Origin of the sequence: Agrobacterium sp. CCNWLW155 (assembly GCF_036888815.1) — a bacterium.
In the GTDB taxonomy this organism is placed as follows: Bacteria; Pseudomonadota; Alphaproteobacteria; order Rhizobiales; family Rhizobiaceae; genus Agrobacterium; species Agrobacterium radiobacter.
Genome location: NZ_JBAKFW010000017.1, coordinates 1 through 13,360 on the forward strand (window position 1 = coordinate 1; position 13,360 = coordinate 13,360).

The following is a 13,360-nucleotide window of genomic DNA, read 5'->3' on the forward strand; positions in this document are numbered from 1 at the left end:
GTCATAGGCGGATTGATTACCTCCACTTTCCTAAGCCTTCTGGTCATTCCTGTGGTCTTCACTTTCCTGGATGACGCGCTTGTATGGCTCAAGGCGAGGATCGGAGGGGGCGAAACCAAGCAGGCAGAGGGATTTTCCACGCCACAAGTCTAACGCGTGCAGGACCTGCCGGGGACACCGGCTCTACATTGGGTCGCCGGAAACTGCGCCCCACCGATGACGATACAGCGAATAGCCCTAGATTTGCAGACACCTTCTTTCCCAATCCATGAGAAAATCGAATTTCAGCGAAGAGTTTAAGCGTGACGCGGTGCGTCAGATCACAGAGCGAGGCTATCCGGTTGCGGAGGTTTCGCAGCGGCTCGGCGTCAGTCAGCATTCGCTTTACGAATGGAAGAAGAAGTTTGCTTCGTTGAACGCCAAGGCAGCGACGAGGCTGATGAGATCAAGCGGCTGAAGAAGGAACTGGCTCGCGCCACCGAGGAGCGCGACATCCTAAATGTCAATCGAACGCAGGCCGCGAACCGGCTCCCCACTATCATCGAACTCACGTCGCACTCTGTAGCCGTAAAAGATACCGCCTGGCACCCGCCCCTGTTTGGCGACGGTCTTCATGCCTGCGCGCACGCGGTAGCGAACTTGTTCGAGCACTTCCTGCCTGAGAACCGCCCTCAATCCAAGTTCCATCAATGACACCGCCGCGGCGCCGTGAACCTTCCACAAATCAACATCATGAAACTGCAGGATCTTGAGAATTTGGGCACTGTGCTAAAGTCCGCGGGAAAGGCGATCGAGAGTAAGGCAGAGAAACACGCCATAGGCGCCGGTCTTCGCCACCGCCAAAGCGGCCTGGAGCCCAGGCCGCGTCTCGAAAGACGAACCGCTTACATAGGCGTCGACGAAAGTGTCGGCCAAATGTCAGCCTTGTCGCAGAACGAATTGCTTTCCGAGATCGGGCTGGGTTGTGATCCAAGCGAGGTCTTGTTGATCTGTTGCATAACGCGTGTAAAGCACGATGCGCTTGAGGGCATGCATAATGACCGATCTCCCTGTTTGTATCGCGATCACCATGGTAGAGATCGAATATGGGATTCGGGGTTTTCATTCACCGCACAGATTCAATCTACGACGACAGTCCGGCTGAGGAATATCAGTTTCCGAGCCAGTATCTCGGCCGCGTCCAAGCCTGCGTTGGAGATTGGGTCATATACTACGAGCCTCGAAAGGTGGCGGCGACGCGCGGATATTTCGCGGTCGCCAAGGTCGCACAGGTCATTCCAGACCCCAAAGCGTCCGGTATGTATCTGGCTCTGATTGAACCCGGCAGCTATCTCGATTTCGTCAACGCTGTTCCTTTCAGCGGGCCAGATGGCGTGATCGAGCGGGGAGTGCTCAACGACGCGGGGCGAATTTCGGGAAGGGCGCAAGCCGCCGTGCGGCCGATCTCCGCCGCAGACTTCAATCGTATCTTGTCGATTGGCCTGGCGGAGGATCAACCGGAACTGCCGCGATCGGGCGAGGCAATAGACACGCCAACAGGCGCCGGATTCTCGGGCGGCATTCAAGCTCCATTTATGTTCGAAGAGGAAAGGGTGCGGGTCACACAGCTTTCATCGCGTATCGTTCGCGATCGCCTGTTTCGCCGACTGATCTTGCAGGCCTACGACAAACGATGCGCGATAACAGGCTTGAAGCTGATCAATGGTGGCGGCCGCGCCGAGGTTGATGCCGCCCATATTCGCCCGGTTGAAGCGGACGGCCCGGATATTCTGTCGAATGGCATCGCGCTCTCTGGCACGGCACACTGGATGTTCGATCGCGGCCTTATCGGCTTGTCGGACGATCTTGAGGTCCTGGTTTCGCGTCAAGCGAACGACCGCGGCAGCATCCAAGGTCTTATCAACAAGACCGGAAGAGCGATCGTACCGGCAGGTGTTCACGAACGCCCGCATCCACAATTTCTGAGATGGCATCGCGAGAATACCTTTAAGCAATAGCGCGCCAACGGCTCAAATCCGTTCAAGTGCTTGATAGGACAAATTTATTGCGGCTCGCAAGGTATCGTTGATGCGCTCTTGCCAGCCCGGACCGTCCGCCTGAAAATGCGAACGGACATCACTGTCGATTTTCAAGGATACAAGCTCCTTGGTGTTGGGGATTGCAGAACGTTCAACGGCTGGAGCTGCGACCTTCTTCGCCGGTTTGAACAGCGCAGCCGGCCAATTTCTACTTTCAGGCTGTATGTCGAAACAGCGGTGGTCGCACCCCACACTTGGTGGGCAGCCGAAACAACGCAGTTGCTGCTGATAAACTGGTCAACCGCCCCTTAATCCGGAAGAGAACGCGTATCGCGAAGGTTACTCTAAGTTGGCCGATCAATATGCACATTAGCTCTTTCAGTGGCACTTCATTCTTGCACCACCAGGATCAGACAGAAGCCTGTGCACCTAGACCAAACGAGACCATCGCAGCTTCACACGCACGCGTAAACCGCATCGACGGACCTTCTTTGCCGGCGGCAAGCTTGCTGACGCGTGCTCCCTCTAACAGCATGGATAGCGTATCAGCCAAAAGTTCAGGATCGCTTACACCTGTCGAACGACAAAGATCGGCAAGCCGGGAATGCTGTTCCATCTTCAACGTTTCTATTATCGCATGTGCAGGGTGTCCTTGCTCCTTCAATTCTACCGCAGCATTGGCCAAATCGCATCCATAGGGCTCGCTGGAAAGACATTGTGCGCGCGCTTTAACCCATGCCGTGAGCTGAGCCCTCGGGTCGCCCGGGTTCTCTTTTTCGAGATCTTCCCAGGCTTTATTGAGCGTTCGAGAACTGTGCTTGAGCGCTTCACACACAAGATCGTCCTTGGAACCAAAATGTCGGTATAACGTCATCTTGTTGGTTGAGGCGGCTTCGGCAATGGCATCAACACCAATGCCGCGTATCCCATGTTCACGAAACAGTTGACAGGCCGTTGACACAATCCGGTCACGAGGTGCGATTTTCTGCTCAGAAGCACGATCAGATGTCTCGGATTTCATGAGTTTAATTTTTACCCTCAATCGGTGTTGACATGCGTGTTACCGATCGGTAACTATTCAAATGTTACTTACCGGTAACACCTTGGCGCGAGCCCGTCAAGCAATCGCCCGCTTTCAGAGCCTGGGAATTATCAAAAGGAGACTGAGATGAGACACACGATAGACGAGATGACGCTCTCCGAGATTTTTGCAGATCCACTGATTCGTTCAGTCATGCGCGCCGACGACGTGGGTCTGGACGAATTTAAAGAGTTGATGCATTCGGCGGCGACGTCCTTGACGACACGCAATCGCGCAGCATTTGCTGGACAGTTTGAAACGACCGGTCCTGCAGCTTCATCGAAGCGTACACTCGCGACCGCCATACAGCCCTTGTTCGCAGGTTTCTTTAAGCCTTGCGCTGCCCATATGTGAATGTGGCCTGCATCACCATCCCACAAGTCGGGCTTATCCGCGGTGATACAAGATGGCCCCATTCCTAGACATCCGTTCATGGGCTACGTCGTTGTCGATGCAATTCGGAGGCATGCATATGGAGTGGAACGCACTCGCATCATTGTACCAGCCGGTGAGATCTGGGGCAGTTGGTTTAAAGGAGCGGAGACGACATCCGACTTTATGACTGAGCGTGAGCAGGCTGCTTCGCAGGAGCGCGAGTATATGCTGGATCAAGAATCCATCTCATTAAGTGCGCATAGCTAGCTCCCAGATAGAGACGCGCTCATGGCACCAATTGGTGCGATAATCTACGCCCCTCGATCCGACCATTACCACCATGCCTATTGCGGGTCGCTGGTGCGACTCCGCTCAAGGCGACAAGATCTCCATTTAGAAAGCAGTATCGTAGCCTCAGACACGAGCGCTTTACGGTCGGGCAATGTAACTTTCTCGTATCTGAAGTCTGCGAAAGTTACATACATGCCCCTCTATCTCGTCGGCGAAAACATCGACAAAACCCGCGGCTTTCGCCAAGCCGAGGCTGGCAAGCTTGTACAGCCAATGCGCGGTATCTATGTCGACGCCGACGACGATATAGACCAGACGGTGCGAATATGGCGCTTCTGAAGATTGCAGCGCCAAGGACAGGAGATTTCAGCTCGGTTCGCATGGCGCCGCTCTATGATGCGGTAACAACGCGGGTGTTTCCGAACCTGCACCATGGCCGCATGGCCTTCAAAATCAGCGGCAAGGATGAACGACTGAAGAGAGCCGATTTCAAGCGTTTCGCAGCGACAGCGGGTATTCCGGCGGCGGCGGATAAGGCCATGGATGAAATGAGAGCAGTTGCTTGCGCGCGGATTGGAACAGCTTGCGCTACCGCCGCCGCTGACAGATGGATCAGTGGGCGCTGAAAGAGCGGCGCAGGTGCGGGAGATTGTAGGCGAACGCCTGGACAGTTTTGGATAGCTTGGCTCGAGTTTGGCGGGAGTCACCTGTCAACATAGACTGCTGCGAGATCGCCCAGATCCCAGTTTCCGCCGGAAAGGACGGCACAGACTTTTTCTTCAGGCTTGACGTCGAGCGCACCCGCCAGCAGTGCTCCGACCGTGATAGCGGCTGCAGGTTCGGCAATGAGCTTTGCATCCTTTGCCAAAGCGCGCATACCCTCAACAATATAGTGATCGTCGACGAGGACGATTTCGTCGACATATTTCTCGATGATGGGATAAGGGTTCTGGCCGGGAACGCTGATTCTCAGACCATCTGCTATTATGTTCTGCAAGGGTAGCGAGGTCCGCGTCTTGTTAATACGGCTGTGGAAGTATTTCGGTGTCAGCGCGGGCTCCACCCCGATCACGCGCACACTGGGTCTGGTCTCTTTTATGGCCGTGGCGATCCCTGAAATCAGTCCGCCGCCGCCGACCGGCACGACGACCGTATCCACCTCGGGAAGATCATCGAGTATTTCACAGCCGATCGTTCCCTGTCCGGCCATGACGATCGGATCTTCAAATGCGTGGATCGGGGCATAGTGGTTTTCTGCAGCGATTTCATAGACCCTTTTCCATCTGGCCGCAGTGTCGCCGTCGAATAGGACGACCTCTGCCCCAAGGGCCTTTGTGTTCTCAATCTTGATTTTGGGCGTGTTAACAGGCAGCACCAATATCGCCCTCACACCCAGCATCCTGGCGGCATAGGCAAGTCCCTGTGCATGATTGCCCGACGATGTCGCAATGATGCCGTTTGCGATTTCCTCCTTGGAAAGCGAAAGAGCCTTGTTCAGCGCCCCCCTTATTTTGAAGGCTCCGGTAATCTGCAGGGTTTCAGGCTTGAGGTAGAGATTGCAGCCAACGGTCTCCCCAATCTTGTCCGCGCGCAGTAGTGGCGTGTGTCTGACATGGGGTTTCAGTCGGGTGCGGGCGTCGAGTATATCTTGTATCGTCGGAAAACTGTTCATGGCTACTACTCGAAAAATGAAAAGAAGGTGCCGACATTGGCGGCAATGGCTTTTTCGTAGATCGTTCGGGCTGTGGTGTTGTCCTGTATCGCCATACCGGTGGAATCGAAAATGGTGATTTCATCATCGCTTGTCCGGCCGGGCTTCGCACCCAGCAGCAGCTCTCCGATTTCAGCGTGAATATCGGCCATTGTGATAACGTTAGTTTGCAGCGGGTGCCACGTTTCACCCTTTTGTGTGCATTGCTGGACGGAATCAACAACGATCTTGGCGTGTCTGAAAAGTTCGGGGTCCAGCTCCTGTTTGCCCCGCTGATCCGTACCGATCGCGACAATGTGCGTGCCGGGCCTCACCCAGTCCGCCTGTACGACATCACCTTTGCCCCGCGTTGTCGTGATCAAAATGTCGCCTTTCTCAACGGCCTCCTTCTTGGAGGGGGCGATGATTACGGGAATTGCGAATTCGCGTTCGATATCGTTCTTGTAGTCGGACAAAGCCGAAGGGGTGCGGCTCCAGGCGTGGATTTCCTGGATCTGTATGACCTCGTTGATTGCCCGGATCTGCATTCTCGCCTGACTGCCTGTGCCGATCGAAGCGACAACACGGCCGTTCGGTCTTGCAAGCGCTTTGACGGACACAGCTCCGGCGGCCCCGGTGCGGAGCCCCGTGATCAGGCTTCCGTCCATGACGCAGATCAATGCACAGCTCCTGGCATCGAAAAGGAGAATTGTCCCCATGCTGTTCGGTACGCCATGCTCCTCAGGATTTCGGGTAAATCCCCCGGAATGTGCTTTCATCGAAATGATTTCAGCCTGCTTGTGATAGCCCAGCTTGAAATCAATCTCTCCCCGCCTGGCAGGAAGACTAATCCCGATGTAATCGGGCTGCTCGACCTGATTGCTGCTATAGGCTTTATAGGCGTCTTCGACAGCGCCGATGACTTGTTTCAAGTCGATGAGCCGCCTCACTTGATTCTTGTTAAGTAGAAGCGTCTGCATCGCTGACCTCAGTTCGTTCGCGACCACCGGAGCTATGGGCGTGTGTGACATTTATTTTTTAATCATCACCGGTCAGAGCACTATTTCCAGTCATATGCGAACCCGTTGCAAGCAGATTGTTGCGATTCAGGCTCCTGCTTTCGCAGAAAATTTGCTGTCCTCAGACAATGGGAAGAACGGTCGCATCTAATGTTACCAACCCACCAGGCGCACGAGCCGCGAAGAGATTTGCGATCGCTAACAGCGTCCATTGCCGAGCGTTGTGGCTGTCGGGCGGAGCCTGCGGATGCTGCCTTCTTGGCGGGTGCCATTTTGCTCGAGCTAACTGTCGGCTTTGGCGGTCGTCGTTCTTCGGCCGCTGATGCGCCGAGCCAGCGGATGATTGCATGCAAGCTTGGCCGGGGCTGCTTTTCAGTTCTGCCGTCAACTCGGCTTCGATCCCACAGGCCTGACTAATCATCGTCCAGTCGATATGGCCATTCAGAAGCGGGCAATTTCCGGTAGATGATCAAACGGACTAAGTAAGGCCTTATATTCTCTAGCACCCGCTTGAGGGCATCGCGTTGATATCCCGCGAAACAACGGCAGGACAGAATGAGGCAAGAACGTTTGCTGAAAACGAGGTGTGAAATCGCGAAGGGCCTGAAATTTCGGGCCTTTGTGATACGGCAATACCGGGCTAACTCGTCGCTAAAGGTCTCCACAATTGCAGTCGTTCGCCCTCGGTGGAGAGGTCGAAGATAAGCTGGGTACCAGTTTTGATACGCCGCCGCAGGACGTTGGCGCGGTCAGAATTTGTCTGAAGCATACCGCCGTCATGAAGCGTTTGCAGCGGCGAACGCGAAACTCTCAACTCTAACGCCAGCAGACGGTCGAGGCGCGTGCTGGTCGGAAATGGACCATCAGTTCTATATAAAATTTCGTCTAATTGTCGGCTTCGTGCAAAATCGCTTTCTCGATATCAAGCTCCGAAAACTCATCGACGCGCTGCGAGTTGCACCTCAAGGCTTCGAGGTTGAACGTATCCGTCCGTATCTGCTTGATCACCCAAGGCATGTGATGCTCGAGGCTGGAAGAAAAATCGCCCAACTTGTCAGGATGGCTAATCGCACGCTGATCTTTTAGATATTGGTATCTCCTGCGCCCGTTTGGGCATGAAGAAATTGTAAAGTATTTAACTATAACTAATCGCAAGAAAACCAGCGAAGCACGGCCGTGGAACAATCGGTTCTAGTCCGTGTTTTGCGAAATGCGGCCCGGCGTTTCCGCCTTTTGGCGGGGCTGTCGTTTCGCCCGCGGAATGGTGACCTGCCCGTATTTGAGGGGGCAGGCCGGCGTTTTTCGGCGCATGCATGATGCAGTTGCGATCAGAGCCGATGATGTGGCTACCGAAGCCTTGATGATCGAGGTTACGCGACGTGCAATGTCAGTCTTGCCGAACACCTCCGGCACGGGGAAGGAGCGGTATTCATGCCCTGAGGTTATCCGTGTCATTTCTCCAGAATGCCAGTATCCGCACCAAAATTCTGTCGCTCATTCTACCGCTCTGCATCATCGGTCTGGGTGCAACAGTATATATGTCCGCCCGTTACAAAAACGCGGACACGCTCTATTCAGAGTTCATTGCCGGCGATAATGCCGCGCTTGTCGAGCTTTCTCGTGCCAACCGCAATCTTCAGGCGGTGGCTTACGGTGCTTATCAGGTAATGGCATATGACACCTCCATTCCGGATTTCGCCATCGCCAAAGGCGAGTATAACGCCGACAAAGGCGAACTGATCTCGCGATTGAACAACGTCAAGGCCATATTCCCGGAAGAGACGGCCACAATCGACAAACTGCTCAAACAATCTCAGAGCATCATCACAAGCACGGATAAGGCCGTCGAGCTTGGCTCCGCTAATCGTAATCAGGAGTCCGCGGCGGAACTCCTGAAGGCTGATGGGCAAATTCGCGCGGCCGGAAACGAAATAGGTTCTTTGCTGGACCGGCTTTCTGCAAGTGTTGCAAAAGGCAGCGACGGCCTGACCAACCAGACCAACTCGACCATACTGACCTCACTTGTTGTGGTTGGCATCAGCTTTGCAGCCGGCATCATTCTCGCACTTTTCGTGGCCTCGCGTGGCATCACAACGCCGATTGCCCGCCTGCGCGCGCGCATGGTGTCGCTGGCAGGCGGCGATACGGCAGCCGAGATCGATGGCATGGACCGCAAGGACGAAGTCGGCCAGATGGCGGTTGCTGTTCAGGTGTTCCGCGAGAGTGCGATCGAGCGCATCCGCCTTGAACAGGAAACCGAAGCCAATCGCAGCCTTTCGGAAAAGGAACGCATCGCGCGCGAGCAGCAGAAGGCCAAGGAAGCTGCCGACGTCAAATTTGCCGTCGACAATCTTGCAACCGGTCTTTCGAAGCTTTCGGATGGCGATGTGTCCTACCGCATCGGCCAGCCGTTCACGGCGACACTCGACGGCGTTCGTAACGACTTCAACATGTCCGCCGAAAAGCTGCAATCGGCATTGACCCGGGTTGCGCAGAATGCCGGTGGCATCGGCGCGGGCGCAAACGAGATCAAATCGGCCGCCGACGATCTGGCCAAGCGTACCGAACAGCAGGCCGCAGCCGTTGAGGAAACCGCTGCCGCTCTGGAAGAGATCACCACGACTGTGAAGGATTCCACCAAGCGCGCGCAGGAGGCCGGCCTGATCGTCAGCCGCGCCAAGGCAGGTGCCGAACAATCCGGCGAGGTGGTACGTCGCGCCGTGGTCGCCATGGAGCAGATCTCCAAATCCGCCAACGAGATCAGCAATATCATCGGCGTGATCGACGAAATCGCCTTCCAGACCAACCTTCTTGCGCTCAATGCCGGCGTGGAAGCTGCGCGTGCGGGCGAGGCGGGCAAGGGCTTTGCCGTTGTCGCGCAGGAAGTGCGCGAGCTGGCGCAACGCTCCGCCAATGCGGCCAAGGAAATCAAGGCGCTGATCACCACCTCGAACGATCAGGTGCAGCAGGGCGTTCAGCTGGTGGGCGACACCGGCAAGGCGCTGGCGACGATCGTATCGGAAGTGCAGGAAATCAACCGGCACGTCGTCTCCATCGTGGAATCCGCGCAGGAGCAATCCTCCGGCCTCCAGCAGATCAATACCGCGGTCAACCAGATGGACCAGGACACGCAGAAAAATGCTGCCATGGTGGAAGAGACCAACGCCGCCAGCCACAATCTGGCCAAGGAGGTAGCTTCGCTCAACCAGCTTCTCGCGCAGTTCAAGCTCGCCGATACCGCCTATCAGCAGAAGAGCCAGCCCGCTCCGGTTCGCAATGCCGGCGGCAACGACAGATACGTGGCATCCCCCGTACGCGCGCTTGGCCGCAAGATTGCATCCGCATTCTCCGGTAACGCTGCTGTCGATACGTCAAAGGACGACTGGCAGGAGTTTTGATCGGCGATCGGTCAACGACGTGAGCTTCGGCGGGAGATATCCCCGCCGCCAATCAAGGACTATGCCACGCAATCGGAAATCGTTTGCGTGGCATAGTTCATGCCAGAGGGGGGTGACGAACACGTCTGGCAATCTTCGCAATACATTGTCCTTCACGCAGCGCGTCGCGACTATGGCCGTGGGGATCTTTTTGGGCTCTGACTCATTCTCGATGATGTTTCGGATTCAATTGGTGTGATTTCCGAAGGAGAATTAGCGCCATGCGAGCGCAGTTTCGACTTCCGATCTGATCCCGGCCGGTTTGAACGTTGAATCGGTGCATGATGCCACCGACGCGATCGTTGTCACTGCGTCCGCCGGGTCAACGGACTCTATATGTCCCCACTGCGGGACCGTTTCCCGTCGAGTTCATAGCCGTTCTCCTCCGGTGATCGGTGATCTGCCGTGTACGGCTCGACGGATCGAATTGCATCTGACCGTCAGGCGCTTTGTCTATAGTGCTACCAACTGCCATCGAAAGATTTTTGCCGAGCGCTTCGGTGACGGTGTGGCCTCACGCTCCCTAACGAACTTCACTGCCTCAAGCTTGTACTCGCGGCTGGACTTCCTTCGTTGCATTTATGCACTCCAGTTTCGTTGGAAGCACCTTAACTTGGTGTCCACGAAACTGGCAGCAGGACAACACTCACTTTACCAGGTTTATGATCACGGGTATCCGTTGAGTCGGGCAATAGCCCCACCAGCAGTGATGCGAGGGCAATTCTGGAGACAGTGCCGTGGACGTTAATCTCAAAGAAGCCGAGTGGCTGAATAAACCTGTAGTGTGGGAAGCCACCGAGACGGGTCTCTCTTTAACCACCGATGCAAACACTGACTTCTGGCGTGAAACGCATTACGGCTTCACGCGCGACAGTGGCCATTTCCTAGGCGTAACGGTCGTGGATGGTTTCACAGCGAGTGTCCGCGTCCAAGGCGAATTCCGGTCGCTCTACGATCAGGCCGGTCTTATGGTGCGCATTGATGAAAATCGATGGGTGAAGTCAGGCGTTGAGTTTACAGATGGCGAACGGTTTCTCAGCACAGTCATCACCGATGGAAAATCCGACTGGTCAGTTTCCCAGTCCTTCAAGGAACTTGAAGATTTCTATATCCGGATCACATTGAAGGAAGGCACGATGCGTATTCAGGCATCCTCCAATGGGAGCATTTGGCCGTTGCTGCGGCTTGCTCCGTTTCCTAAAGTTTCCCATTATTTCGTTGGGTTGACTGCATGTACGCCTGAGCGTGGCGGACTGGATGTCCGGTTTTCGGAGTTTTCAGTCGGTGCGGCGATCACTACCGATCTCCACGACCTGTGTAGCTAGCAGCTATTTAAGGGAGTTCTTCACAAATGCCGTCTCGATCTATCGTCCTTGTAACAGGTGCCAGTAAAGGGATACGAGCAGCCACGGCCTCTCGGCGCCAGTGCCGCCTGATCAGACACGACACAAATCAGTCTTGGTCAACCGGTTCGCCCGATTTCGACACGACGGTGGACCCGTACGGTTCTCGCGACGAAATAATCAACGCATCGTTCTGAAGCGGGCGGACAAGATGTTTTGCCTCGTCCCACGGCGCCCGCATCCAGATGTCCGTGTCCTCCTTCGTCAGCAACAGAACCGGCATGGCTTTCTCATGGATCGGTTTCACGAGATCGTTGGGATCCGTGGTAAGAAAACCATAGAGGTCGTCGATCGTGAGTCCGTCCCGAACCTTCCGGACGCTCTTCCATTGCGGCACATGTATGCCGGCAAAAAACATCAGGGATTTCTCGTCATCGCGGGCAAACCAGGCATTGGGCACATTGCCGCCTTCCTCTCTGCTCGCCGGATCCGGTTCGGCGAAGCTGGTGACTGGGGCAAGGCATCTGTGTTCGACGTCGAACCATCGCGTCCAGTGCGGGAAATTGAGCTTACGCACGTTTGTCGTGCCGCGGTCGGCCTCCATGCGGATCAGCTCCTCGAGATCAAATGGCTTGCCCTTGGCTGCGAGCTTCTCGGCCTTGGCTTTGGCCGCTTTCTCCAAGGCGAAGCGAGGGGAAGGTAATCCCCATCGCGCATGCACAAGCTGCTTCTTGCCTTCCGCCGTGTTGCGGACGATCGGCCCCATTTGGTCGGGGTTCATCTGATAGGCTGGCATCAGGTTGATAAGGCTTTCGGCGTCCTGAGCCCATTTGGAGACCCAGTCCTTGTCTTCCATCCGATATAGATTGCACATGGCAGCAATTCCTCCGTTGCGACCGAATGCAGTTGTGTGGTGAGTTCCGCCTGCGTCGCTAGTCGAGCTTGTAAACGTCGGCATTGTCTTGCCGTTCCCGCAAGCCCTTATAGGAAGAATGGCGTAGCTTGCCGTCGGCCGTCCAGGCCCGAAACTCGATCTCGGCAATCAAAGTCGGCTCGACCCAAACGATGTCTGCCTTTTCGGCATAGGGAACAGGCGGCTGCTTCCGTTTCCAGCGCAGCCTGTCGATCATCTTGCGCAGCCTGTTCATCTCTGCTTGCCTAAAGCCCGTCCCGACGTTCCCGACATGAACGAGCTCGTCACCGCGATAGGCAGCAAGCACCAGAGAGCCGAAGCCGCCGGGCGATGCCGTCGATGGTTCGTAGCCAACAACCATGAAGGCTTCGCTCTTAACGCACTTGATCTTGACCCAGTCGCCAGTCCGGCCGGAGCGATAGGGTTGATCCAATTGCTTGCCGACGATGCCCTCGAGACCAAGGCTGCCAACGTGTTCCAGCAGGATCGCGGGATCGGCGTCAACGGTTTCCGAAAGGCGGATCGCGCCGCCGTGCCCCTTCAGCGTATCCTCGAGAAGATGCCGGCGCGAACGGTACTCCACGTTGCGCAGGTCATGGCCGTCGAGATAAATAAGATCGAACGCGTAGAGGATGGCGTCCGAAGCTCGGTTGCCAGCCGTCTTTCCAGACGCACCCAACGATTTCTGCAGCAGCCCGAAATCCGGCCGCCCTTCATCGTCAAGCACAACCGCCTCGCCATCAATGATCATCGTTGCCGGACCAAGCGCCCGGGCAGCCTGCTCGATCGCCGGAAACCGGTGCGTCCAGTCATGGCCACCTCGCGTGAGGATGCGGACCCCTGTCGGCTCGATATGGATAGCCAGGCGATAGCCATCCCATTTCAGCTCCCAGCTCCATTGGTCGCCTTGTGGAGGGTGCGCCTTCAATTGGGCGAGCGCCGGCTCGACGCGATCGGGCATCGGATCAAACAGCAGCTGTGGCTGTGCGGGATTGCGCTTCCGACGCGGCTTTGACCGTAGCGGAGCTTCGGTATCACGAAGGAGCGGCTTTGATCTCGGTGGCTTCGTCATGCAAACGAGTTCAGCACGAAAACCTTAAGAAGATTGTGACGCCGTTCATCTATCCCCGCTATCCACCGTTTTGAACCCGACGGACGCAAGGGCTGCAAAAATTTCTGTTTCCCCTTACCTC

The 13,360-nt window shown here is 55.9% G+C and carries 15 protein-coding genes and 1 pseudogene; 9 read left to right on the forward strand and 7 right to left on the reverse strand.

Translation table 11 applies throughout. The features are described from left to right. Window positions 1–268: 268 nt before the first annotated feature. A pseudogene (locus tag V6S97_RS26160) lies at window positions 269–498 on the forward strand (transposase); the annotation flags it as partial. A 270-nt stretch (window positions 499–768) separates the two neighbouring features. Here V6S97_RS26160 and V6S97_RS26165 read toward each other — a convergent pair. Continuing rightward, complete coding sequence (locus V6S97_RS26165; RefSeq protein ID WP_334428038.1) at window positions 769–915, reverse strand: recombinase family protein; 147 nt, start codon at window positions 913–915, stop codon at window positions 769–771. Window positions 916–1,085: 170 nt separating this feature from the next. Here V6S97_RS26165 and V6S97_RS26170 point away from each other — a divergent pair, with 170 nt between their 5' ends. Next, window positions 1,086–1,997 carry an HNH endonuclease gene (locus tag V6S97_RS26170; RefSeq protein WP_025591372.1) on the forward strand — a complete coding sequence of 304 codons (912 nt, stop codon included), beginning with the start codon at window positions 1,086–1,088 and terminating at the stop codon, window positions 1,995–1,997. 12 nt (window positions 1,998–2,009) lie between these two features. Here V6S97_RS26170 and V6S97_RS26175 read toward each other — a convergent pair whose 3' ends face one another. Both V6S97_RS26175 and V6S97_RS26180 read right to left on the reverse strand, forming a co-directional pair. After that, complete coding sequence (locus tag V6S97_RS26175) at window positions 2,010–2,243, reverse strand: BrnA antitoxin family protein (protein WP_334428065.1); 234 nt, start codon at window positions 2,241–2,243, stop codon at window positions 2,010–2,012. A gap of 184 nt (window positions 2,244–2,427) precedes the next feature. Beyond that, window positions 2,428–3,039, reverse strand: a complete 612-nt coding sequence (locus V6S97_RS26180; protein ID WP_113049355.1) for a TetR/AcrR family transcriptional regulator — start codon at window positions 3,037–3,039, stop codon at window positions 2,428–2,430. A 147-nt stretch (window positions 3,040–3,186) separates the two neighbouring features. On the opposite strand from V6S97_RS26180, the gene V6S97_RS26185 reads away from it, so the two are divergent. From V6S97_RS26185 to V6S97_RS26195, 3 genes are all read left to right on the forward strand, one after another. Next, window positions 3,187–3,453 carry a hypothetical protein gene (locus V6S97_RS26185; RefSeq protein WP_334428039.1) on the forward strand — a complete coding sequence of 89 codons (267 nt, stop codon included), beginning with the start codon at window positions 3,187–3,189 and terminating at the stop codon, window positions 3,451–3,453. Between the two features lie 504 nt (window positions 3,454–3,957). Continuing rightward, entirely contained in the window at window positions 3,958–4,104 is a 147-nt protein-coding gene (locus V6S97_RS26190) for a hypothetical protein (RefSeq protein ID WP_334428066.1), read from the forward strand. Continuing rightward, a complete protein-coding gene (locus V6S97_RS26195; protein WP_442886115.1) occupies window positions 4,092–4,391 on the forward strand; it encodes a hypothetical protein in 300 nt (99 codons plus the stop codon). Before V6S97_RS26190 ends, V6S97_RS26195 begins: the two co-directional genes overlap by 13 nt. A gap of 77 nt (window positions 4,392–4,468) precedes the next feature. Here V6S97_RS26195 and V6S97_RS26200 read toward each other — a convergent pair whose 3' ends face one another. Together V6S97_RS26200 and V6S97_RS26205 are read right to left on the reverse strand one after the other, a co-directional pair. Further along, complete coding sequence (locus V6S97_RS26200; RefSeq protein ID WP_334428040.1) at window positions 4,469–5,437, reverse strand: threonine/serine dehydratase; 969 nt, start codon at window positions 5,435–5,437, stop codon at window positions 4,469–4,471. A gap of 5 nt (window positions 5,438–5,442) precedes the next feature. Continuing rightward, window positions 5,443–6,435 carry an ornithine cyclodeaminase family protein gene (locus V6S97_RS26205; protein WP_334428041.1) on the reverse strand — a complete coding sequence of 331 codons (993 nt, stop codon included), beginning with the start codon at window positions 6,433–6,435 and terminating at the stop codon, window positions 5,443–5,445. A gap of 795 nt (window positions 6,436–7,230) precedes the next feature. On the opposite strand from V6S97_RS26205, the gene V6S97_RS26215 reads away from it, so the two are divergent. The 4 genes from V6S97_RS26215 (at window position 7,231) to V6S97_RS26225 (ending at window position 11,236) form a co-directional block, all read left to right on the forward strand. After that, window positions 7,231–7,560: a hypothetical protein gene (locus V6S97_RS26215; RefSeq protein WP_193749465.1), complete on the forward strand. Its 330-nt coding sequence runs from the start codon at window positions 7,231–7,233 to the stop codon at window positions 7,558–7,560. A 362-nt stretch (window positions 7,561–7,922) separates the two neighbouring features. Continuing rightward, a complete protein-coding gene (locus tag V6S97_RS26220) occupies window positions 7,923–9,872 on the forward strand; it encodes a methyl-accepting chemotaxis protein (protein ID WP_334428042.1) in 1,950 nt (649 codons plus the stop codon). Window positions 9,873–10,299: 427 nt separating this feature from the next. Continuing rightward, window positions 10,300–10,659 carry a hypothetical protein gene (locus V6S97_RS29270; RefSeq protein WP_442886116.1) on the forward strand — a complete coding sequence of 120 codons (360 nt, stop codon included), beginning with the start codon at window positions 10,300–10,302 and terminating at the stop codon, window positions 10,657–10,659. Beyond that, a complete protein-coding gene (locus tag V6S97_RS26225) occupies window positions 10,649–11,236 on the forward strand; it encodes a DUF1349 domain-containing protein (protein WP_334428043.1) in 588 nt (195 codons plus the stop codon). Before V6S97_RS29270 ends, V6S97_RS26225 begins: the two co-directional genes overlap by 11 nt. A gap of 127 nt (window positions 11,237–11,363) precedes the next feature. On the opposite strand, the gene V6S97_RS26230 is transcribed toward V6S97_RS26225, so the two are convergent. Together V6S97_RS26230 and ligD are read right to left on the reverse strand one after the other, a co-directional pair. Continuing rightward, window positions 11,364–12,128, reverse strand: coding sequence for an SOS response-associated peptidase family protein (locus V6S97_RS26230; RefSeq protein ID WP_065687551.1), 765 nt, complete (start codon window positions 12,126–12,128; stop codon window positions 11,364–11,366). 58 nt (window positions 12,129–12,186) lie between these two features. After that, the gene (gene ligD, locus V6S97_RS26235; RefSeq protein WP_065687552.1) at window positions 12,187–13,239 is read right to left on the reverse strand and encodes a non-homologous end-joining DNA ligase; all 1,053 of its coding nucleotides are present in this window, start codon (window positions 13,237–13,239) and stop codon (window positions 12,187–12,189) included. Between the last annotated feature and the right edge of the window lie 121 nt (window positions 13,240–13,360).